General features: G+C 73.6%; 5 protein-coding genes and 1 pseudogene. 1 reads left to right on the forward strand and 5 read right to left on the reverse strand.

What is annotated here, in order from left to right; genetic code table 11:
* Nucleotides 1-630: pseudogene (locus SSOG_RS05855) on the forward strand (hypothetical protein); the annotation flags it as partial.
* Nucleotides 631-641: 11 nt separating this feature from the next.
* Here SSOG_RS05855 and SSOG_RS05860 read toward each other — a convergent pair.
* From SSOG_RS05860 to SSOG_RS05880, 5 genes are all read right to left on the reverse strand, one after another.
* On the reverse strand, nt 642-1,328 hold the full coding sequence (locus SSOG_RS05860) for an alpha/beta fold hydrolase (RefSeq protein ID WP_039940681.1): 687 nt from the start codon (nt 1,326-1,328) through the stop codon (nt 642-644).
* Between the two features lie 41 nt (nt 1,329-1,369).
* Complete coding sequence (locus SSOG_RS05865; RefSeq protein WP_009713289.1) at nt 1,370-2,962, reverse strand: acyl-CoA synthetase; 1,593 nt, start codon at nt 2,960-2,962, stop codon at nt 1,370-1,372.
* Nucleotides 2,963-3,010: 48 nt separating this feature from the next.
* Nucleotides 3,011-4,114 carry an NAD(P)H-dependent flavin oxidoreductase gene (locus tag SSOG_RS05870; protein ID WP_039936673.1) on the reverse strand — a complete coding sequence of 368 codons (1,104 nt, stop codon included), beginning with the start codon at nt 4,112-4,114 and terminating at the stop codon, nt 3,011-3,013.
* 91 nt (nt 4,115-4,205) lie between these two features.
* The gene (locus SSOG_RS05875) at nt 4,206-5,780 is read right to left on the reverse strand and encodes a phytoene desaturase family protein (protein WP_009713291.1); all 1,575 of its coding nucleotides are present in this window, start codon (nt 5,778-5,780) and stop codon (nt 4,206-4,208) included.
* Nucleotides 5,781-5,813: 33 nt separating this feature from the next.
* On the reverse strand, nt 5,814-6,490 hold a 677-nt coding region (locus SSOG_RS05880), incomplete at its 5' end, for an oxygenase MpaB family protein (protein ID WP_039936675.1).

The following is a 6,490-nucleotide window of genomic DNA, read 5'->3' on the forward strand; positions in this document are numbered from 1 at the left end:
AGCCATCGTGCCCCCGGCCAGCCACCCGCCCCGGAGTACGACGCGTACGCCACGACCGCGTACGCCTCCCAGGCAGCGGGCGCCGCGCACCCGGCCCCGGCCCGTCCCGCGCCGCAGGCCCCGCCCCCGCCGCCGTCCCCCTCCGGGGGCGAGCCGGTGGTCGTTCCGCTGCCCGCCGCCACCCGCCTCTGGTACTACCTCGGTGGGGTGACCGCCGGGGCGGCGGTGGCCGGGGTCCTCGGCTTCAAGCTGCGCCACCTCGTGGGCGGCGGAATGTCCTGGCTGGTCTGGGGGCTGCCCGCGGGCATGGCGATCGGGGCGCTGGCGGGCTGGTTCCACGATCTGCGCCGGCCCGGTTTCGTCCTCGGCCCGGACGGCATCCGGCTGGCGGGGCGCGGCGGCAAGGGCGCTACGCAGTGGGGGCACGACCGCGCGACGATCGGCGGCATCGCCGTGGAGGCGTACGACAACGGGGAGCGCGCGCTGTACGTGTGGTCGCCGTCGGGTCAGGTGATCCGCAAGGAGAGCGGGCACGTGCCCGACGCCCAGGAGCTGCGGCGTGGCTGTGAGCGCGCCGGACTCCCCTGGGTCCGCCCGGACTTCGGCCACTGGAGCCCGCCGACCCCGTAGGTCCGTACGGCCTATTCCAGGAACGCCGCCAGGGCGTCGAGGAACTCCTCGGGGCGGTTCTGGTGGACGCAGTGGCCCGCATCGATGGTGACCAGGCGGCAGTCGGGTATGCGCTCCGCCAGGTCGGCCAGCAGCTCCTGCGGGATGTGGCTGGCCGGGCCGCCGCCTATTACCAGGGTGGGCGCGGTGATGGCCGAGAGCCCCTCGGTCCAGCCCGGGTCCGGGGCGTTGCGCTGGGCGGTGAACTGCGTCTTCACCGCCCAGTCGAAGGCCATCCGCCCGGTCGGGCGCGGCGGCACCTCCAGCGGCGGGTCCTGGGGCAGCAGCGGCGGGGCGTCCTCGATCACCAGCCGCTCCGTCAGCTGCGGGAAGCGCTGGGCGACGAGGTAGGCGACCACGCCGCCGTAGGAGTGCCCGATGAGCGTGACGCGCTCCAGCCCCATCGCCGCGAGGAACCCGGCGACCTCGTCCCGCAGCAGTTCCAGGGCGTACTCCCCCGGCCAGTCGCTGGAGCCGTGGCCGCGCAGGTCGAGCGCGTACACCCGGCGGCCCGGGGCGAGGCGCGGCGCTATGGCGAGCCAGTCGACGCCGTCCTCGCCAAGGCCGTGCAGCAGCAGGACCGGTGGGGCGCCCGCGGTACCCCACACCCGGTACGTCAGCTCGACCCCGTCCACCTCGACACTGTCAAGTGTGTGCATGGGGCAGAGGATACGGCCGATACGGCTGGGGACCACCCCTGTCACACGGGTCGCTCATGACCGTCCCAGTAGGGCTCCCGCAGCCGCCGCTTGTAGAGCTTGCCGTTGGGGTCGCGAGGCATCTCCGCGATGAAGTCGACGGACTTGGGGCGCTTGTAGCCCGCGAGCCGCTCCGCGCAGTGGTCGAGGATCGCGGCCGCCAGCTCCGGTCCCGGGGTGTGGCCCGGGGCGGGTTCCACGACCGCCTTGACCTCCTCGCCCCAGTCGTCGTGCGGGATGCCGAAGGCGGCGGCGTCGGCGACGGCGGGGTGGGTGAGCAGCGCGGACTCGATTTCGGCCGGGTAGATGTTGACCCCGCCCGAGATGATCATGTCGATCTTGCGGTCGCGGAGGTAGAGATAGCCGTCCTCGTCGAGGAGGCCGAGGTCGCCGACGGTGAAGTAGTCCCCGATGCGGTTCTTGCGGGTTTTGCCCTCGTCCTTGTGGTAGCTGAAGCCGCCGGTGCTCATCTTTATGTAGACGGTGCCGAGTTCACCGGGCGGCAGTTGCCGTCCGTCGTCGTCGAAGACGGCGATTTCGCTGATGGGCCAGGGCTTGCCGACCGTTCCCGGTTTCTTCAGCCAGTCCTCGGCGGTGGCGAAGGCGCCGCCGCCCTCGCTCGCCGCGTAGTACTCCTCGACGCAGCCGCCCCACCAGTCGATCATGGCGCGTTTGACGTGGTCCGGGCAGGGCGCGGCGCCGTGGATGGCGTGGCGCATCGAGGAGACGTCGTAGGACTCCCGTAACTCCTCGGGGAGGGCGAGCAGCCGGTGGAACTGCGTGGGCACCATATGGGTGTGGGTGCAGCGGTAGGCGTCGATGAGCCGCAGCATCTCCTGCGGCGTCCACTTGTCCATGAGCACCAGGGGGTGGCCGATGTGCAGGGACGAGGACGCGAACTGGAGGACGGCCGTGTGGTAGAGCGGTGAGCACACCAGGTGGATGTGGTCGGGCTCCTCGGCGCGGGGCCGGATGCCGAAGAAGCGCAGGAAGCCGCCGAGATGGCTCTCCTCGGGGAGCTTTCCGGTCAGCGGGCGCCGGATGCCGCGCGGGCGTCCCGTCGTACCGGAGGTGTAGTTCATGACCCAGCCCAGTTCGCGGTCGGCGGGCGGGTCCGCCGGCTGTCCCTGGAGGAGTTCGGCGTACGGGCGAAACCCGTCGACAGCAACGCCGGCGCCGACCGCGTAGCGGTGGGTGGCGGGCAGCCCGGCCTCGTCGGCGGCCAGGGCGGCCTGGGCGCCGAAGCGTTCGTGGGCGATCAGCACCTTGGCGCCCGAGTCGGAGACGATCCAGGCGATCTCGGGGCCGACCAGGTGGTGGTTGACGGGCACGAGGTAGAGCCCGGCCTGGGTGGCGGCGAGCGCGGCGGTGAAGAACTCGACCCCGTTGGGGAGGACGACGGCGAAGGCGTCGCCGCGCCGGAGCCCGGCGGCGCGCAGCCCGCCGACGAGCTGGTTGCACGCGGCGTGCAGCCGGGCGGCGGTCCACTCCTCGCCGTCGGGGGCGACGAGGACGACGCGGTCGGGTTCGCTCGCGGCCTGGGCCCAGAAGCCGACGGGGATGGTGTGGGTGGGGTCGCTGGTCGTGGCGGTCATCGGTCGTCGCCTTCCTCTAGTCCCGCTTCAGTCCCGTCCGGTCCCGCTTCAGTCGCGTCCGGCGATGCGGTTGACGCGGTCGATGGCACGTTCGAAGCCCCGGGTCAGGTCGTCGAAGACGGCCTGCACGCTGCGGGTGGAGGTCATCCGGCCCACGATCTGCCCGACCGGGGTGCCGAGCAGCGGTTCCACCTCGTACTTCTGGATGCGCGAGACGGCCTCGGCGACCAGCAGCCCCTGGAGCGGCATCGGCAGCGTGCCCGGGCCCTGCGGATCGTCCCAGGCGTCCGTCCAGGCGGTGCGCAGCTGGCGGGCGGGCTTGCCGGTGAGGGCGCGGGAGCGCACGGTGTCGCCGGATCCGGCGGCGAGGAGCTTGTTCGTGAGCGCGGCCGAATGCAGTTCGGCCTCCTCGGTGGTGAGCCAGATCGAGCCGAGCCATACGCCCTGGGCGCCGAGCGCGAGCCCGGCGGCGATCTGTTCGCCGCTGCCGATGCCGCCCGCGGCGAGCACGGGCAGCGGGTCGACGGCCTCGACGACCTCGGGGGTGAGCACCATGGAGGCGATCTCGCCGGTGTGGCCGCCCGCCTCGTAGCCCTGGGCGACGACGATGTCGAGGCCCGCGTCCTGGTGGTGGCGGGCGTGGCGGGCGCTGCCGGCCAGCGCGGCGACGAGGATGCCGTGGTCGTGGGCGCGGGCGACGACGTCGGCGGGCGGCGAGCCGAGTGCGTTGGCCAGCAGCTTGACGGGGTAGTCGAACGCGACGTCGAGCTGGCTGCGGGCGACCTGCTCCAGCCAGCCGGTGATCCGCCAGCCGGACGCCTCACCCTCGGCCAGTTCGGGCACCCCGTGCTTGGCCAGCGTCTCCTGGACGAACGCCCGGTGCTCCTGCGGGATCATCGCCTCGATGTCGGCCTCGCTGACCCCCTCGACCTTCTTCGCCGGCATCACGACGTCGAGGCCGTACGGTTTGCCGTCGGTGTGCTCCTGCATCCAGTCCAGGTCGCGGGCGAGGTCCTCGCCCGCGGCGTAGCGGACCGCGCCGAGCACGCCGAACCCGCCCGCGCGGGTGATCGCCGCGGCCACGGCGGGGAACGGCGTGAAGCCGAAGATGGCGTGCTCGACACCCAGCCTTGTGCTCAGCTCCGTCTTCATGCGGGGCAGGATGCCGCAGGGGACCGGGGAGCGGAAGAGTTTTTCTGACGGAACGTCAGATTGGCTCGGTCGGATTGTCTCGGTGCCGGGGTCACTTCCCCAGCACCGCCATCGCCGCGTTGTGGCCGGGGATGCCGCTGACCCCGCCGCCGCGCACCGCGCCCGCGCCGCACAGCAGCACATTGGCGTGACGCGTCTCCACGCCCCAGCGGCCGGTGCCCTCCTGGGCGTACGGGAAGGCCAGCTCGCGGTGGAAGATGTTCCCGCCCGGCAGCCGCAGTTCGCGGTCCAGGTCCAGCGGGCTCTTCGCCTCGATGCACGGCCTGCCGTCGGCGTCGTACGCGAGGCAGTCGGCGATCGGCTCGGCGAGATGGGCGTCCAGCTGGGCGAGGGTGTCCCGCAGCAGGGCCTCCCGGGTCCCCTCCGGGTCGTCGGCGAACAGCCGGGCGGGGGTGTGCAGCCCGAACAGGGTCAGGGTCTGGTAGCCCCGCGCGGCCAGGTCCGGACCGAGGATCGACGGGTCGGTCAGCGAGTGGCAGTAGATCTCCGACGGCGGCCGCCGCGGCAGCTCCCCCGCGGCCGCCTGCCGGTACGCCGCCTCCAAGTCGCCGTAGCCCTCGGCGATGTGGAACGTCCCGGCGAACGCCTCGCGCGGATCCGCCCCGGGGTCGCGCAGCGCGGGCAGCCGCCGCAGCAGCATGTTCACCTTCAGCTGCGCGCCCTCGGCGGGCGGGGCGGGCGGCTCCTCGCCGAGCAGCCGCGCCAGCTCGCGCGGGGCGGCCCCGACGAGTACGTGGCGGGCGCCCACGACGTGTTCGCCGTCCTGGTCGACGTAAGCCACCTCGGCCGACGTCCCGTCGGTGACGATCCCCGTCACCTCGCAGCCGGTGGCGATCCGCGCGCCCGCCAGGCTCGCCGCGTGCGCGAGCGCGTCGGTGAACGCGCCCATGCCGCCCACGGGCACGTCCCAGTCGCCGGTGCCGCCGCCGATCACGTGGTACAGGAAGCAGCGGTTCTGCGCCAGCGAAGGGTCATGGGCGGAGGCGAAGGTGCCGATCAGCGCGTCGGTGAGCACCACGCCCCGCACCAGGTCGTCCTCGAACGCCGCCTCGACCGCCTCCCCCAGCGGCCGTTCGAACAGCGTCTCCCACGCCACGTCGTCCCCGATCCGGGCGCGCAGCGCGGCCCGGTCCGGCAGCGGCTCGGTCAGCGTCGGGAACACCCGCTCGGCGACCCGCCCCGTCATCGCGTAGAACCGCTCCCAGGCCGCGTACTCCCGCTCCCCGCCGGTCAGCCGCGCGAACGCCTCCCGGGTCCTGGCCCCGCCGCCGGTCTCCACCAGCAGCCCGGTCGGCCGCCCGCCCCGGACGGTGGGGGTGTACGAGGAGACGGACCGCTTGCGGACCGCGAACCGCAGACCCAGGTCGTCGACGATGCGCCCGGGCAACAGGCTGACCAGGTACGAGTAGCGCGAGAGCCGGGCGTCCACCCCGGCAAAGGGCCGTGTGGACACGGCCGCGCCGCCGGTGTGGCCGAGCCGCTCCAGCACCCGCACGCTGCGCCCCGCCCGGCCCAGATAGGCGGCGGCGACCAGGGCGTTGTGGCCGCCGCCGACGATGACGACGTCATAGGCATCACTGGCATCGCTGGCATCGCTGTGAGGCATGTCCTCTGGATTAGCACGGCGTGATCGCCCCGGCTACCCGGCATGGAGCTTGCGGGGCGAGGGGCGCGTCCCCGGGCCGAGCCGCTCCACCGCCCGCAGGATGTGCTTCGGCGGCAACTGCCAGCGCACCGTGGACGGGACGCACCGCAGCACCCGTCCCGTCGCCCGCAGACGGCGGGTGACGGTGGCGGGGGCGGGCGCGGGGCGTCCGTACAGCGCGTGGGCGTAACGCGGCAGGGAGGCGTAGGCCAGCGCGGCGAAGCGCCCCCAGATCAGGTCGCGCGCCGGGACGAGCGCGGCGTGCACCGGGGGCCTGCGCAGAAAGGCGTCGACCTCGCGGGCCTCGGGGGTGGCGGCGAGTTCGGGGCGCACCCTCGCGAAGTACGCGCGCAGTTCCGCGGTATCGCCCGGGACGGCGGCGGGGTCGAGCCCGACCAGGCGGGCGGACTCCCGGTTCTCGGCCACATAGGCGTCCGCCTGGCCGTCGGTGAGGGGGTAGCCGGAGCGGCGTACGACATGCAGGTACGAGGCGACCTCGGCGCAGTGCACCCACAGCAGCAGGGCGGGCTCGTCCACGGCGTGCCGGGCGCCGGTGCCGGGGTCGGTGACGGAGATCCGCCGGTGGATGCCCCGCACCCGGGCACCGGCACGCTCGGCGGCCTCGGTGGTGCCGTAGGTGATGGTCGCGACGAACCGGGCGGTGCGCAGCA

This window comes from Streptomyces himastatinicus ATCC 53653 (genome assembly GCF_000158915.1).
Lineage (GTDB): Bacteria > Actinomycetota > Actinomycetes > Streptomycetales > Streptomycetaceae > Streptomyces > Streptomyces himastatinicus.